At 60.9% G+C, this 14,231-nt stretch carries 14 protein-coding genes and 1 pseudogene; 6 read left to right on the top strand and 9 right to left on the bottom strand.

Going from position 1 to position 14,231, the window contains the following annotated elements; genetic code table 11:
• Positions 1–64 precede the first annotated feature (64 nt).
• Both rhaS and HGP13_RS35375 read right to left on the bottom strand, forming a co-directional pair.
• Complete coding sequence (rhaS, locus tag HGP13_RS35380) at positions 65–1,063, bottom strand: rhamnose ABC transporter substrate-binding protein (RefSeq protein ID WP_172234483.1); 999 nt, start codon at positions 1,061–1,063, stop codon at positions 65–67.
• A gap of 55 nt (positions 1,064–1,118) precedes the next feature.
• Positions 1,119–1,922, bottom strand: coding sequence for a DeoR/GlpR family DNA-binding transcription regulator (locus tag HGP13_RS35375; RefSeq protein WP_013897232.1), 804 nt, complete (start codon positions 1,920–1,922; stop codon positions 1,119–1,121).
• 184 nt (positions 1,923–2,106) lie between these two features.
• Here HGP13_RS35375 and HGP13_RS35370 point away from each other — a divergent pair, with 184 nt between their 5' ends.
• From HGP13_RS35370 to ggt, 3 genes are all read left to right on the top strand, one after another.
• On the top strand, positions 2,107–4,209 hold the full coding sequence (locus tag HGP13_RS35370; RefSeq protein ID WP_172234482.1) for a bifunctional rhamnulose-1-phosphate aldolase/short-chain dehydrogenase: 2,103 nt from the start codon (positions 2,107–2,109) through the stop codon (positions 4,207–4,209).
• A gap of 83 nt (positions 4,210–4,292) precedes the next feature.
• Entirely contained in the window at positions 4,293–5,585 is a 1,293-nt protein-coding gene (gene rhaI / locus HGP13_RS35365; RefSeq protein ID WP_246707240.1) for an L-rhamnose catabolism isomerase, read from the top strand.
• 238 nt (positions 5,586–5,823) lie between these two features.
• Positions 5,824–7,563, top strand: a complete 1,740-nt coding sequence (gene ggt, locus HGP13_RS35360; protein WP_172234480.1) for a gamma-glutamyltransferase — start codon at positions 5,824–5,826, stop codon at positions 7,561–7,563.
• A gap of 51 nt (positions 7,564–7,614) precedes the next feature.
• Here the strand turns inward: ggt and HGP13_RS38880 are convergent, their stop codons facing one another.
• The gene (locus HGP13_RS38880) at positions 7,615–7,866 is read right to left on the bottom strand and encodes a hypothetical protein (protein ID WP_172234988.1); all 252 of its coding nucleotides are present in this window, start codon (positions 7,864–7,866) and stop codon (positions 7,615–7,617) included.
• A gap of 490 nt (positions 7,867–8,356) precedes the next feature.
• Here HGP13_RS38880 and HGP13_RS38875 point away from each other — a divergent pair.
• Together HGP13_RS38875 and HGP13_RS38410 are read left to right on the top strand one after the other, a co-directional pair.
• A pseudogene (locus tag HGP13_RS38875) lies at positions 8,357–8,473 on the top strand (alpha/beta hydrolase); the annotation flags it as partial.
• A gap of 150 nt (positions 8,474–8,623) precedes the next feature.
• Positions 8,624–8,884, top strand: coding sequence for a hypothetical protein (locus HGP13_RS38410; RefSeq protein WP_246707238.1), 261 nt, complete (start codon positions 8,624–8,626; stop codon positions 8,882–8,884).
• Here the strand turns inward: HGP13_RS38410 and HGP13_RS35345 are convergent.
• The gene (locus tag HGP13_RS35345; protein ID WP_172234479.1) at positions 8,881–9,990 is read right to left on the bottom strand and encodes a DUF4432 family protein; all 1,110 of its coding nucleotides are present in this window, start codon (positions 9,988–9,990) and stop codon (positions 8,881–8,883) included. The two genes, HGP13_RS38410 and HGP13_RS35345, sit on opposite strands and share 4 nt — an antisense overlap.
• Positions 9,991–10,429: 439 nt before the next feature.
• On the opposite strand from HGP13_RS35345, the gene HGP13_RS35340 reads away from it, so the two are divergent.
• Positions 10,430–10,783, top strand: a complete 354-nt coding sequence (locus tag HGP13_RS35340; RefSeq protein ID WP_172234478.1) for a hypothetical protein — start codon at positions 10,430–10,432, stop codon at positions 10,781–10,783.
• Here HGP13_RS35340 and HGP13_RS35335 read toward each other — a convergent pair.
• The 5 genes from HGP13_RS35335 to HGP13_RS35315 form a co-directional block, all read right to left on the bottom strand.
• Positions 10,747–11,166 carry a hypothetical protein gene (locus tag HGP13_RS35335; RefSeq protein ID WP_172234477.1) on the bottom strand — a complete coding sequence of 140 codons (420 nt, stop codon included), beginning with the start codon at positions 11,164–11,166 and terminating at the stop codon, positions 10,747–10,749. The genes HGP13_RS35340 and HGP13_RS35335 overlap by 37 nt on opposite strands.
• Before the next feature lie 342 nt (positions 11,167–11,508).
• On the bottom strand, positions 11,509–11,952 hold the full coding sequence (locus HGP13_RS35330) for a hypothetical protein (RefSeq protein WP_172234476.1): 444 nt from the start codon (positions 11,950–11,952) through the stop codon (positions 11,509–11,511).
• Positions 11,953–12,134: 182 nt separating this feature from the next.
• A complete protein-coding gene (locus HGP13_RS35325; RefSeq protein ID WP_172234475.1) occupies positions 12,135–12,308 on the bottom strand; it encodes a hypothetical protein in 174 nt (57 codons plus the stop codon).
• A gap of 177 nt (positions 12,309–12,485) precedes the next feature.
• Complete coding sequence (locus HGP13_RS35320) at positions 12,486–13,673, bottom strand: integrase arm-type DNA-binding domain-containing protein (protein ID WP_172234474.1); 1,188 nt, start codon at positions 13,671–13,673, stop codon at positions 12,486–12,488.
• A gap of 323 nt (positions 13,674–13,996) precedes the next feature.
• On the bottom strand, positions 13,997–14,203 hold the full coding sequence (locus HGP13_RS35315; protein WP_172234473.1) for a hypothetical protein: 207 nt from the start codon (positions 14,201–14,203) through the stop codon (positions 13,997–13,999).
• Positions 14,204–14,231 lie beyond the last annotated feature (28 nt).

The following is a 14,231-nucleotide window of genomic DNA, read 5'->3' as shown; positions in this document are numbered from 1 at the left end:
CAAGGTCCGTTTAAAGTCGCGGGGGGGCGTGCGCCCCCCCCGCATCAGGTTGAAGAGTTCCAGATCAATAGATCTTGGAGAACTTCTCGATGTTGGACTTGTCGAACTGGAAGGGCGGAGCCATCGCAGCCGAGTTCGAGTCGTCGAGCGTCACCTTGCCGACGCGGCCGATCGACAAAGTCGCACCGGGCTTGGCCTTTTCCTTCTTCACCGCCAGATCATGGGCGAGGTAGACGGCGGAGTAGCCGAGGTCGATCGGGTTCCACAGGGCAACCGCCTGGCTGGCACCGTTGTCGATGAACTTCTTGAACTCGGACGGCAGTGCGAGGCCGGTGACATTGACCTTGCCGATCAGGTTCTCGTCGGTGACGACCTGGGCGGCGGCAACGACGCCGACGGTGGTCGGCGCGATGATCGCCTTGAGGTTCGGATAGGACTTCAGCAGGCCCTTGGCTTCGTCGGTGCTCTTGGCCGAGTCGTCATCGCCATAGACGGTGGCGACGAGTTTGATCTTCGGGAACTTCTCCGGCAGGATTTTCTTGGCCGCGTCGATCCAGGCGTTCTGGTTGGTCGCGGTCGAGGAAGCCGACAGGATGGCGACGTCGCCGCCTTCCGGCAAATAGTCGGCGGCAAGCTTGATGATGGTCTCGCCGATCAGGCCGGTGTCGGACGGGTTGAGGTGAAGCTGGCGGCCTTCCTTGGCGACGCCCGAATCCCACGAGATGACGGTGATGCCGCGCTCCATGGCCTTCTTCAGCACCGGCACCAGCGCATCGGCGTCATTGGCCGAAATCGCGATGGCGTTGACCTTCTGGGCGATCAGCGAGTTGACCACTTCGATCTGCGCTTCGGCGGTCGCCTTGGTCGGGCCAGTGTAGATGATGTCGACATCGCCGAGTTCCTTGGCCGCCTCTTCGGCGCCCTTGTTGGCGGCATCGAAGAAGCCGTTGCCGAGCGACTTCACCACCAGCGCGATCTTGACGTGCTCGGCGGCGTAGGCTGAATTCACGAACATGGCGGCCGAGAACGCGGCCGTAACCATCAATTTCTTCAGAAAGCTCATCGAATATCCTCCCTTGAGCGTTGCATTCCATCGTCGCTGCGGGCGTGAGGGTGTCTCAGGCCTGCAGTGAAGATTCTTCCTTTGCCGACTTGCGGGCGACGATCAGCGTCACGCCTGCGGTCTCCAACATCTTGGCTTCCCGATCCTCGATACCGTCATCGGTGATGACGGTGGCGATGCGCGACAGTCCGCACAGGATCAGGCTGGAGCGTTTGCGGAACTTCGAGGAATCGACCAGCACCACCAACTCGTCAGCCTGGTCGATCAATTTCTGTTCAGCCTGGATCAAAAGCGGATCGCCTTCCATCAGGCCGAGGGGCCCCAACCCTTGAGCGCCCATGAACATGCGGCGCGCATAAAAGTTGCGCGTCACGTCATTGTCGAAGGGCGACAGGATGATGTTCTGCTCACGATAGATAGTGCCGCCCGACAGCATCACCGTGTTCTTCGAGTGCTTGAGCAGATGCTCGGCGATCGGGAACGAATTGGTGAAGATCGGCATGCGGCGGCCGGTCAGGAAATGCACCATCTGGAAGGTTGTGGTGCCGCCATTGATGATGATCGGCTCGCCATCCCCGCACAATTCGACCGCTTCGCGTGCGATTGCCCGCTTTTGCGAAGCATTGATCGTTTCGTTGACAGAAAAGGGCCGGCCGGCCAGGCCGATGAATTGCGGCGGCGAGATCGCCTCGGCGCCGCCGCGCACCCGGCGCAGGCGCTTTTGCACGTGGAGAGCCGCGATGTCGCGCCGGATCGTCGCCTCGGAGGACTCCGTCAGGTCGACCATCTCCTGCACCGTCACCACAGGTTTTTCCTGGACGGCGGACAGAATGATCCTGTGGCGCTCTTTTTCGTGCATGGTTCCTCCCTGCCTGGCCATCTAGGCACTCAAAACGAGCAGTGTCAATCAATTCCGATCATATAATTTCATTGTGCAGTGCAATATGATCGATCTTGATCGTTTGTGATTGACATCAGGCCCGCTTGCGTAGACATTCCCGGCAAAATGGACTGCGGTTTTTTGCGTCCCAGGGAGGATACCTATGCTCGACAAGCGCTCCGGCTCGCGCCTCGCCAACCTTTGGAATGATGCGAAAGCCCAGGGGATGAGCGATCCCGAGCTTCTGGTCTATCGCTCGAACACGCTCGGCTCCGACAAGCGCGTCACCAACTATGGTGGCGGCAACACTTCGTCCAAGATCTGGCAAAAGGATCCGCTCACCGGCGACACCGTCGAAGTGCTGTGGGTCAAGGGCTCCGGCGGCGACAGCGCCTCGATCAAGCTCGACGGTTTCGCGACGCTCTACATGGACAAGTTGCGTGCGCTCAAAGGCCTCTATCGCGGCGTTGAGCACGAAGACGAGATGGTCGGCTTCCTGCCCCACTGCACCTTCAACCTCAATCCGCGCGCGGCCTCGATCGACACGCCGCTGCACGCCTATGTGCCGAAGCCGTTTGTCGACCACATGCATCCCGATGCCATCATCGCGATTGCCGCAGCGAAGGATTCCAGGGCGCTGACCAAGGAAATCTTCGGCGACGCCATCGGCTGGCTGCCCTGGAAGCGGCCGGGCTTCGAACTCGGCCTGTGGCTGGAGAAATTCTGCCTCGAACATCCCGACGCCAAGGGCGTCATCCTCGAAAGCCATGGCCTGTTCACCTGGGGCGACACGCCCAAGGAATGCTACGAGACGACGATCTCGGTGATCAACCAGGCGATCGAGTGGTTCGAGCGTCGCTCCGAGGGCCTCGCCATATTCGGCGGCGAAGTGGTCAAGTCGCTCGACGCTAGCGAGCGCCGCGCCATCGCGGCAAAACTGATGCCGAAAATCCGTGGCCTGATCTCGGAAAAGAGCCACAAGCTCGGTCATTTCGATGATTCCGCTGCCGTGCTCGAATTCGTCAATTCCAGGGATTTGCGCCCGCTGGCGGCCCTTGGCACGTCATGCCCGGACCATTTCCTGCGCACCAAGATCCGCCCGCTGGTCATCGAGTTCGATCCGGCCAAGCCTGATGTCGATGCCGTCATCGCGCGCCTCGCCGACGATGTCGCCGCCTACCGTGTCGGCTACCAGGCCTATTACGACAGCTGCAAGCATCCGGACTCGCCCGCCATTCGCGATCCCAACGCTGTCGTCTACCTGATGCCGGGCGTCGGCATGTTCACCTTTGCCGGGGACAAGGCGACAGCGCGCATCTCGGGCGAATTCTATGTCAACGCCATCAACGTCATGCGCGGCGCCTCGACCGTCTCGTCCTATGTCGGCCTGCCGGCGCAGGAAGCTTTCGACATCGAATACTGGCTGCTCGAGGATCTGAAGCTGCAGCGCATGCCAAAGCCGAAGTCTTTGGCTGGCCAGATCGCGCTGGTCACCGGTGGCGCCGGCGGCATCGGCCGCGCGACCGCGAACCGGTTGCTGCGCGAAGGCGCCTGCGTGGTGCTGGCCGACATCGACGAGGCGGCACTTGCCAGCGCCAATGAGGAACTGGCCAAGGCCTATGGCAAGGATTTCGTCCGCCCGGTGGTCATCAACGTCACCTCGGAGGATCAGGTCGTCTCCGGTTTCGCCGAGACAGCGGTCGAGTTCGGCGGCATCGACATTCTGGTGTCCAACGCGGGCCTCGCCTCCTCGGCGCCGATCGAGGAGACGTCGCTGGCGCTGTGGAACAAGAACATGGACATCCTCTCCACGGGCTATTTCCTGGTCTCGCGGGAAGCGTTCCGGCTGTTTCGGGTGCAAAAAATCGGCGGCAACGTCGTCTTCGTTGCTTCCAAGAACGGCCTCGCCGCCTCGCCCAATGCCGCCGCCTATTGCACCGCCAAGGCCGCCGAGATCCATCTCGCCCGCTGCCTGGCGCTGGAAGGTGCGGAGGCGCAGATCCGGGTCAACGTCGTCAATCCGGACGCCGTGCTGCGCGGTTCAAAAATCTGGACCGGCGAGTGGAAGGAACAGCGCGCCGCCGCCTACAAGATGTCGACCGACGATCTGGAGGAGCACTATCGCTCGCGCTCGATGCTGAAGCGCTCGGTGTTTCCCGAAGACATCGCCGAAGCGATCTATTTCTTCGCTTCCGACATGTCGGCCAAGTCGACCGGCAACATCATCAACGTCGACGCCGGCAACGCGCAGAGCTTCACGCGCTGAGCTAACGGCGGAGCGCTTCCCTTCTCCCGAAGGGCCGGATGAGGGGCAGCGCCAGCCGAACGCATTTTGGGAGGAATAGCAGTTTGTCCGAAACGATCATTTCCGCCGACCTCGTCGCCAGCCACAACGCCGCCCGCAAGGCCAACCTCGACCGCGACTACGCCTCGCTCGGCGAACGCCTCGACAGCCGCGGCTTCGCCATAGATACCATCCGCGACAAGGTCGAAAAGTTCGCCGTGGCCATCCCGTCCTGGGGCGTCGGCACCGGTGGCACCCGCTTTGCCCGTTTTCCCGGCGCCGGCGAGCCGCGCGACATCTTCGACAAGATCGAGGATTGCGCCGTCATCAGCCAATTGACGCAGGCGACACCAACTGTTTCGCTGCACATTCCATGGGACAAGGCTGACCCGAACCGGCTGAAGCAGGCGGCCTCGCGCTTTGGTCTCGGCTTCGACGCCATGAATTCCAACACCTTCTCCGACGCGAAAGACCAGAGGCTGTCCTACAAATTCGGCTCGCTGTCGCATGCCGACGCCGGCACGCGCCGGCAGGCGGTCGAGCACAATCTCGAATGCATCGAGATCGGCAAGACGCTCGGTTCCAAGGCGTTGACGGTTTGGATCGGCGACGGCTCGAATTTTCCCGGCCAGGTCAATTTCGCCAAAGCCTTCGAGCGCTATCTCGACGCCATGAAAGAGGTCTACGCAGGGCTGCCGGCGGACTGGAAGCTGTTCACCGAGCATAAGATGTACGAGCCGGCCTTCTATTCCACGGTCGTCCAGGATTGGGGCACCAACTACCTCATCGCCAAGGAATTGGGCGACAAGGCGTTCTGCCTGGTCGACCTCGGCCACCATGCACCCAACGTCAACATCGAGATGATCGTGTCGCGGCTGATCCAGTTCAAAAAACTCGGTGGCTTCCACTTCAACGATTCGAAATACGGCGACGACGATCTCGACGCCGGCTCGATCGATCCCTACCGGCTGTTCCTGGTCTTCAACGAACTGGTCGATGCCGAACTGTCCGGCGCCGAGGGCTTCGATCCAGCCCACATGCTCGACCAGAGCCACAACGTCACCGATCCGATCGAAAGCCTGATGCTGTCGGCGGTCGAGGTGCAGCGCGCTTACGCGCAGGCGCTGCTGGTCGACCGCAAGGCGCTGGAAGGCTTTCAGGACGGCAATGACGCGCTGATGGCTACGCAGACACTGAAAGCCGCCTACCGCACCGATGTCGAGCCGATTCTCGCCATGGCGCGGCTGAACACCGGCGGCGCCATCGATCCCGTCGCCGCCTACCGGGCGGCGGGCTACCGCGCCAAGGTCGCGGCCGAACGCCCGGCTGTTGCGGGCGGGTCAGGCGGCATCGTCTAACGCCGAGCCGGCCCCCCTCATCCGGCCGCTTCGCGGCCACCGCCCGGAGGGGAGAATAGACGGGCGTCGGCGCTGACAAGTTCCTCCCCCTCGGAGAGAGGTCGGATTGCCCCGAATTGCCTTTCGCAATTCGGATGGCAATCCGGGTGAGGGGGCTCTTTCTCACGCTCCTTCAATTGTTAGTGGACTCGATCAGCCCAACACGGTCTTCTAGGCATTCCCGCCAGGAGAACCCGCAATGCATCTCACCCGTCGGACACTGATCGCCGCCAGTCTTTCCCTCACCTTTGTCCTGACGCCTTTGACGCGCGTCTTCGCCGCGTCACCCGCACCGGCCAAGGGCGAACACGGCATGGTGGTGACAGCCCAGCATCTGGCCTCGGAAGTCGGTGTCGACGTGTTGAAGAAGGGCGGCAATGCCGTCGATGCGGCTGTGGCCGTGGGCTATGCTCTGGCTGTGGTCTACCCCAATGCCGGCAACATCGGCGGCGGCGGCTTCATGACCATCCGTTTCGCCGATGGCAAATCGACCTTCCTCGATTTCCGCGAACGGGCGCCGTTGGCTGCGACCAAGACCATGTATCTCGACAAGGGCGGCAACCCGGTGAAGGGCGCTAGCCTCGACGGCTATCTTGCTGTCGGCGTGCCGGGCTCGGTGGCCGGCTTTGAAATGGCGCGCGAGAAATATGGCACCCTGTCCCGCCAGGACCTGATGGCGCCGGCGATCAACTATGCCAAGGATGGCTTCATCCTCAATCAGGGCGATGCCGCTTCTTTTGCCGGCAGCGCGAATCGGCTGGCGAAGGATCCGGCCGCGGCCGCGGCCTTCCTGAAGCCCGATGGCAAGCCCTTTGGCATCGGCGAGCGGCTCACCCAGCCCGACCTTGCTGCCTCGCTCTCGGCGATTTCCGAAAAAGGCGCCGACGCCTTCTACAAAGGCGCCATCGCCGACGCCATCGTCAAGGCGAGCGGCGCCAAGGGCGGCATCCTGGCCAAACAGGATTTCGAGCAATATGCGGTGCGCGAACTGAAACCCGTGACCTGCTCCTATCGCGGCTACGAGATCACCTCCTCGCCACCGCCGAGTTCCGGCGGCGTCATCATCTGCGAAATCCTCAACGTGCTGGAGGGGTATCCCTTGTCCTATCTCGGCGCCGGCTCGGCCGAGACGGTGCATGTCATGGTCGAGGCCATGCGCCATGCCTATGTCGATCGTAACTCGGCGCTCGGCGATCCCGATTTCGTCGACAATCCGGTCTCGAAACTGCTTGATAAAGCTTATGCCAAGGATATCCGCGACAAGATCGATCCGTTCAGGGCCGGCGTCTCGCAGGACCTGATGCCGAAGGGTTTTGGCGAATCGAAGGAGACGACGCATTATTCGATCATCGACAAGGACGGCAACGCGGTAGCGGTCACCTATACGCTGAACGGCTCCTTCGGCGCCGGCGTGGTTGCCGACGGCACCGGCATCCTGCTCAACAACGAGATGGACGACTTCACCCAGAAGCCGGGCGTGCCCAACCTCTACGGTCTGGTCCAGGGCGAGGCCAACGCCATCCAGCCGAGGAAGACGCCGCTGTCATCGATGAGCCCGACCATCGTCGCCAGGGACGGCAAGCCGTTCATGGTCATCGGCAGCCCGGGCGGCTCGCGCATCATCACCATCACGCTGGAAGCGATCGTCAATGTCATCGACCATGGCATGAACATCCAGGAAGCGATCGACGCGCCGCGCATCCACCACCAGTGGCTGCCCGATACGGTCTATGTCGAGCCGTTCGGCCTGTCGCCTGACACGGAAAAACTGCTGGCCGGCATGGGCTATCATCTCGATCTGAGTGACCAGACCTGGGGCCAGGCGGCCGGCATTCTCGTCGGCGGCAAGAGCCTCGCGGAAATCGAAAAGGGCGGCGGCGCGCGCTACAATGGCGCTATCGACAGCCGCGCTGCATCGGGCGAAGCGCTCGGATATTGATACCGGTTTGCACTTTCGGAAAGGTTCTGGTTCACAGCCCGGCAAGGGCCGTCAGGTAACCAGCGTGATGGTCGATGCGATCAGCATCAGGGCGGCGATGCCGACGAACAGCGCGTAGATGCGCGGCCGGTCGAGCAGAAGCGCATTTCCGGAGATCCAGGCCGATGTGGCGCCGCCAAGTGCGAAAAGGAACCCGTTTCGATGGCCGAAGGCCATCGATGCGGCCATCAGGCCGCCAATGATCAGGGCGCCGAAAACGATAATCACGGCGACAGCGTATTTCTCGAAATCGTTGTTGCCGATCCCCGGCCCGATCGCGTTCAGATTGGGCAGGTCGTCCGGATCGAAGGGGTTCGCCGACCCATATTCGTCTTGACCGATCGATTCTCGCATCACTCGTTCTCCGCTGACCGGCAACAAACCATCAACACTTGCCGAGTGCAACCCGATCGCACGTCCCTCTCTGTGTTGACGGTCATCTTCAACACGTTCCGGCCGCACTTGTCACCGATTTTTCGGACGCCTGGCTCGCATGCAACACGCGTCCGCACTCGGATGGCACGCCGCCGTATTATTCCATATGGACCGTGTTCGCGGGGAAAAGATGATGCCGCCGATCAATTCGGCGTCGCCATGCGTTGCGCGACTGCGGCGGGGAGTCGCAGCGCCCGACATGCGACCGCTGGATTGTTCACTGTTGGTGGCATCTTTAATATTGACTATGAAACTCATGTTTCAAAGTCAACCGGCATGGGCCGCCGGGCAAGACCTATCCGCCCTTTTATGAGGGCACATCAGAGGTCAGGACCGGCGGGGCAGGGGATTTCTGGCCTTCATCGAGGATGAACTGAAGCCCCGGGTCGCCAGCCGGACCAGGATCGATGAGAAACGCCAGGCGCTTTACGGCCATTTCTTCGGCGGCCTGTTTGCGCTCTACGCCCTGTTCACGCGCCCGCTTTCGTTCCGCACCTTCATTGCTGCCATCTACTGGGAAGACCGCGCCATCGATCGCTTTCTCGAAGCTTTCGAGACAGCTGTCCCAGATGACCTGAAGGCCGCTGTGATCCTGTCGGCCGGCGAGTACGAGACCGAGAAGCTGGCGCCGTTTCAGATCGGAGCGGAGGACGAGGAAAAACGCCTGCAGCAGAAGAAGCTGACGCGCACCGACGAATTCGCGCGGGCGATGGCCGAGCGCCTCGATGCATTGCCTGGGGTACGCGCAAGCTTCGAATTGCACCCCGGCGAAAACCACATGTCGATCCTGCCGGTGACGGTCAACCGCGCGGTGCAGGCGGCGTTGGCAGTCAGGGATGAACGCTAGGCGACCCCGGTCCGAATCTCTGAAATCAACTGTTCCTGCCTTGCGGCCTCCTCCGCGTCCATCGCGCCAAAGAGCAAGCCGCAGTGGAATGTTTCCCCAGCGGCGACGCGAACGAGGCGGCCTCTTTCCTTGGCCGCGAGATAGCCATCGGGTTCGGCAGTTGCCGGCAGCACGAGGCCAAGCGCATCCTGGTCGGCGCCGCGCGTAATCCAACGAACGGCATAGTTGAGCTCGGATGGACGAAAGCTGACGAAATCCGCTGTGCGGTCCGGATGGACCTGCAAGGCGTGCGCCCAGCCTTCGGCGTCCGCCTTGGCTTTCATCGTCAGTACGAGTTCGGGGTCGATTGGCTCGTTCTTGGTCAGCGTGCGATGGCGCGACGGGGCAGCGACAATGGCGTCGCGATAGGCAAGGTAGCTTTCGCTTGGCTTGAAAAAGGGTGGCAGCACCTGGCGTACGACGATGTCGGCGTCATCATCGACCACGCTGTCGACCAGACGACCGTCATCTGCCGGTCTGAAATTGATGTGCGCCAGATACATCAGCTCCATGGCAGAGCGTTTCAGATTGGTGATGGCGATGTCGACGGCAACGCCGGTGGCGTCGCGCTGCAGCCGCACGGTCGGTTGCGTCACATAGTCGTGGCTGAAGGCGACAGTCTGGCGGCAACGCCCGGTCAGGGCCATGAACGGCCCTTCGGCATTGTCCCCGATGATCAGCTGGACATCCCCATAGGGTGCATTGGGCAGGTCGCCATGCAGCGGATGGTGGTCGTCGGGACCCGGATTCCCCATCGCAGTGGCGCCACAGTGAAGGAAAAACGCGCCATAGTTGGAGAGGTAGTCACGGGTCGCAACCGGCACGTCGAACATCGATCGCATGGTCAGCGAGCGGTTGAGGAACGTTGCGTCCCAAATCTGTTGCCCCTGGAACGGCAGCATGACGATTTCGCCCTTCGCATTGCTGATGCGAAGACCGGCAACGCCGGATCGGTAGCGAAAGGCGGTGGCGACAAGCCCGCTGTATCGCGCCACGGTGGTGTCCAGCGGACCAAACTGCTCGGGCACGAGGTCGACGAAGATATGATCGGAGTAATCGTAATGCATTGGTTCGACCTCTATCTGCCGCAAGCGCACATGCCGATAGTCGCAGGAAGCGTCTGGAAATCAACGGCAGTGAGCCTCAAATGGTCCGCCGAACCGGCTGACGTTTTCGACAGGGCGGACCGGCGGTTTGGAGATCGCGCCGGATCGTTTGTTCGAAGGTTGCGGTGTTGGTCCGACCCTAGCGAATTCCACCGGGCAATGGTCCCAAGTCAGTACGTACCTGTCAAAGTCGGTAGACTTCTCCGAGTTCGCCACCTAGCTATGACTTTGAACTGTACCTCCTGGACGGCGGGCAGGACACGAAGGAAAGCTTTAAGGAATTCGCACTCATCCGAAGCGATGGATGGGCTGCCTTCATGGCAAAGTGGGTGGACACACGGGCTAAATTCGAACGCCTGTTGGTGGGTACGAAGATTTTGTCTCCGACCCGCAAGGGACCATGAGACGCGTCATCCCGTTCTTTGCGCCAGAGGAGACACCGGATGAAGGGCGCCTGGCGCAAATCGTGAAGCAACGAAACCCACGTCGCCGTCACCAAGCAAGGCGGCGAGGAGTGGACCCGAATGCCGGTGTGAAGGCGTTCCGGAAAGTCGAGGCCTTTCGGTTCTATGACGCTGGATTGTTCCGGGAACTGGAGTCCATCGCGCAGGAAAAGCGGGATTACGAAAGCGGCCGCACCGCGCCCTTTGAGTGGCCGCTTCAGACTGCCGCTGACGAAAGCCAATTTCAGGCGCTAGATCAACAGGCCCCGCGCCATCATTCCTGTGAAGGAGGGGCGCTCAATCGACGATAGGGGATGCCATCGAAGCTTGCCGTCACAAAATCCGTGACGGACATCTTGCGCTTGCGTCCGTCGCTGCAGGCGTAAACCGGCCAACCGGCATCGCTGCATTCGCTGGCAGCGCAGATACGCGCCAAGCAGTTACCGACAGTCAACCGGAAGCCGCCCTTGCCGGCGAAACCTTGCAACAAGCTGCCGTCCGCCGAGCGCCATGTCCGCGCACGGAATTCCGCCCGCAAAAGCGATGGTTCGAGAGGGACCGCAAGATTGGTTTCGCCGGGACGTCCTGTGAGCTGCAGACGGAAGCGCGCCATTGCAGTCGTGTATGCGGTCACAAGATCCGATTCGCGAAAATAGGCGATCGGGAGGTTGGAGCGGTCAAGCAGATGAGACATGCGCTCGCTTGCCTCAACCGGCGTCAGCAAGCCAACAAAGGTAAGAAAGGCGAAGCAAGCTCGCGACATTTTCCAGCAGCCATATCGATCTCGGCCTGCCGGTTTGGCCCCGGTTGCCCCCAATAACATCCCGCCAATCGTCGCCCTGCGCAAGCCGCTTGCTGAGGCAGTCAAAAGCGGCCGAGTGTGCAATTCGCAAGGCCACCGGGTTAAAGCGCCTGGAGCCCCATCGGTCAAAGCCTGGAGCCGAAGAGGTAACCCGCATCCACGAATTTGCGCGGGCGATGGCGATGTACATCAGGCGTTTACGGCAAGGAGGACCCTCTCGCCAGCCCGGGTTCCTTAGCTGGCGGCGCGCGCCGGCGGCAGTTCGAACAGATTGGCGCCATTCTCCTGGCCGCTCTCGACATAGCCGATAATGCCGAACCATCTGGAGACGTCAGGCCCCTGCAGCCAGCTGCGCGAGTGAATGGGAAGGTTGCCGGCCAGCGCCTGGATGTGCCTGATATGCCGCTTGCAGAAGCGCACGGTCGAGCCCCGGAAGAAATCCTCCTGCGCGGCAAACAGCGTATCGGCGGCATCGCTGTTCTCATGCCAGGCGACGATCGCCACTGCCTTCTCGCCCTCGACAAGCGCGTGCGCCCGGCCTTCCTTCAAATTCATCATCAGATTGTCGTAGGCGATCTTGCTGTCCTTGCCGGCCGCCGCGTACTCGTCCGACATCCGCTTGGACAGGCCATGGAAGACATCCTCGAGATCCCCGAGCGTCGCTGCACGTGCTCTCATTTCACCTCCTGCAGCCCCGCGGGAAGTTTGCCCTACGGTCGAGGGGGCGCCAAGCAAATTGAATCCCGATGTGGCCCTGTGAGAGCAAAGTTGTTTCGTCAGACTACAGGCGATGGTTCGGAGGGATCGGCGGACATTGGCAATCGGGGTGCTAAGGGAGAATGTTGACAGTCGGGGCGCCGCTAATGCCGCTCGGCCATATTTGCCTCAGCAAGCTTTGCCAGCGCTTGCTCGACTTCCTGAGCCGAGGCGTCGGTGCGCTCGATGTGGCGCATCATCTGCCTGGCCAAATGCTCCAGTCTGGCGGAGCGATATACCTCGCCGTGCCTGGCGATCTCCGAGTGGGTCGTGATCATTGTGCAGAAGCCTTCCGGGCTGGTGGGACGATCTTCGCCATCCTCCGTTTGGCCTCGCTCATCCGACGTTGAGCGGACCGTATCCGGCCGCACAATGCCAAGCTGATGCCAACGTATATCGGCAGCGATCAACGCCAACACGGAAAACAGCGATCCGATCGAGGAATGTGTGTAAGACTAATGGTTCGCCTTTAACGCGTCTAGCAGATCTCCCCACTCCTGCATTAGCGTGACCCGCTGCTCCCAATAAGTCGCTCGGTTGTAGGTCCGCCGGATGGCGTTCTTGTCCTGGTGCGCCAGGACAGTTTCAATCACGTCTGGATCGTAGTCGCGGGCGTTGAGGATGGTGCTGGCGGTCACCCTGAAACCATGTGCGGTCACTTCGTCCTTTCCGTAGCCCATACGTCGTAGCGCAGCGTTCATGGCGTTCTCGGAAAGCGGCCGTTTTGTGGAGCGGATCGAAGGAAAGACTAGGCCGCCGTCCTCTGAGAGCTGCCAGACCTCTTCCAAGACCGAAAGCGCCTGTTTGGACAGTGGCACGTCGTGCGGAGCACGCATCTTCATGCGCTCGGCCGGAATATGCCAGACGGCTTTCTTTCGGTCGAACTCGTCGCGCGTGGCCCCCCGTACTTCGCCAGGGCGGACACAGGTGAGGGCAAGAAACCGGAGGGCGGCTCTGATGGTCGGCCAGCCGTCGTATTCGTCGACCGTCATCAGGAGCTTGCCGAACTTCTTTTCATCGGTGATAGCGGCACGACCGTTGACTTTCGGCGGCTGGAGAGCGCCCCGGAGGTGTAGGGTTGGGTCGGCCTCTGCCCGTAAGGTGACAATGGCCAAGCGGAAGACGCTGCCTATCACGCCGCGTAAACGCCGCGCTGTCTCTCTTCGACCACTCTTTTCGATCTTCTGGAGGAGTTGGAAAATTTCGGCTGGAGTGATCTCGTTAATGGGGCGCTTGGCGAGTGGGCCGGCCAGATCTTCCAGGAGCCATTTGGTTTTGGTGACGGTAGCCGCTGCAGCGTCCCGTTCCTCCATCCGCGTGACATACTCCTGGGCGACCAAGGCGAAGGTCGTGCGTGCTTCCGTGATGGCTGCGTTTTTCGCCTCTTTGCGTTTGGTGGAGGGGTTGATGCCGGCGATCAACAGCCTCTTGGCGTCGTCGCGCTTTCCTCTCGCGTCGAGAAGTGACACCAGCGGGTATTTTCCAAAGGAGAGGATATTTTCCTTCTCCAGGTAGCGGTACCGCAGTTGCCAGAGTCTGGAGCCGTTGGTGCGGACGAGGAGATAAAGCCCGTCGCCATCCGCAAGACGATACGGCTTGTCTTTGGGCCTAGCGTTCTTGCAGGCGAAGTCAGAGAGAGACATGGGTAACGGACCTCCCGGGTAATGGGTAACGCCTAAATCGTTACCCACAAACCGATGCGTTGCAACGGTACGCGTTGGGTCACCATAAACCGCCAAACTAGGCTATGTCATTGATTTGTATTGATTGGTGAGACGTCGTGGGAAGCGCTGGGAAAGTCAAATGGTGCCCAGAGGCGGATTCCAAAAGAAACAAATTTGACTTTGTTTCCAAGTGTTTGGCCCCCTGGCATCGTCACTACGTGCCAACAGAAGTACCAACTAAATATTTCTGTGGATTGTTTTGATGAATGAGGAAGTGACGCCCTCCCGCCATCCAACAGCTCTCAGCGGTCGTGACATTTACTCACAAAGGCCGAAGCCATTCCCATAAACTCATTCCCGACCAGCTCTTCGGAATTCGTTACGGCGACAAGAAGCTCTGCTTCCTGCTCGAAACCGATCGCGCCACTGAGTTGGCTTCGCATGGATCGTTCGAGCGGAATTCGTTCCTCAGGACCTTTTTGCAGTACCGGCAGTTTGTTGGCGGCCAATTGTACAAGAAGCACTACGGCATGGAGG

The sequence above is a fragment of the Mesorhizobium sp. NZP2077 genome (assembly GCF_013170805.1).
Classification (GTDB): Bacteria; Pseudomonadota; Alphaproteobacteria; order Rhizobiales; family Rhizobiaceae; genus Mesorhizobium.
The sequence above is the reverse complement of the archived record's forward strand: the minus strand, read 5'-3'. Positions and strand labels throughout refer to the sequence as shown.